The organism is Treponema zioleckii (genome assembly GCF_014737315.1).
GTDB lineage: Bacteria > Spirochaetota > Spirochaetia > Treponematales > Treponemataceae > Treponema_D > Treponema_D zioleckii.
Genome location: NZ_JPUF01000151.1, coordinates 1 through 869, shown reverse-complemented (window position 1 = coordinate 869; position 869 = coordinate 1). Strand labels below are relative to the sequence as shown.

Below are 869 nucleotides of genomic sequence, written 5' to 3'. Positions count from 1 at the left end.
TAAAGCAAATTATGCCAAAACCGAAACTTTTTCCTTAATTACCTGCATCTGCTTGTCAGTAAGATTAAAGGTTTCTATGAGCTCTTCTTCTGACATTTTTCCAAGTTCCAGAAGTTTTGCAGCCATTTCAATTTTTGCTTCATCTCTTTCTTCTTTTGCGAAGTCTTCCATAATTTTGCACATGTGTCTTACCCCCTTGTCGTCTTCCTTGAGGTATCTGGCTCGGTCAGCCAAAAGCTTATTCTTCATATCGGCAGGCTTTTTGCAGTGAAAATCGTGCATCAGGTCGCCAATCGGGTCATTTCCCCTATATTCACCGTTAATATAAAGAATGTGCATTCCATCATTAAAGGGAATGCTGCCATTTATATATCTGTCAATTTTGTACACTGGACAACCATTCTTAAATATATCAGTTTCTGTAATGAAAACTACGTAACTTTCAGGCAGTTTCTCAGAATCCATTCCAAGAACAGTTTCATCTGCATCCATCAAAGCTGAATTGTATCGTGCGCGCTTGGCTCCGGCACCTTTGTCAGCTCTCTGAATCTCTATATCATAGGGAGTTCCGCTGCTGTCGCGTGCATATACATCAAGACGAACGGAACGCCCTCCAAGGTTCTTTACGACTTTCTGGGCAACTTCCTCAATTACCGTAATGTTCTTGTTTTCAAGAATCGTCTGAAGCACGAACTGCGTACATTCCTTGTCATTTTCAAAAAAGCGGGTCATAAAGTCGTCATCCATGAGCGTGAACTCCTGAATACGAGCAATCATTTTCTGCTTTTTTTCCAAATCTTTTTTTGTCATAGTTTATATTAACCTAATTCGTTGCTATTCTCAACGGTTCAGTCTTGTGGCACAAGGCG

The 869-nt window shown here is 40.4% G+C and carries 1 protein-coding gene; it reads right to left on the bottom strand.

Translation table 11 applies throughout. The features are described 5' to 3' along the window. Positions 1-9: 9 nt before the first annotated feature. Positions 10-810, bottom strand: a complete 801-nt coding sequence (locus JI65_RS16960; RefSeq protein ID WP_191018342.1) for a PD-(D/E)XK nuclease family transposase — start codon at positions 808-810, stop codon at positions 10-12. Positions 811-869 lie beyond the last annotated feature (59 nt).

Excerpts from the sequence above, each read along its gene's own strand:
- JI65_RS16960 (WP_191018342.1), bottom strand. The coding sequence starts at position 810 with ATGACAAAAAAAGATTTGGAAAAAAAGCAGAAAATGATTGCTCGTATT.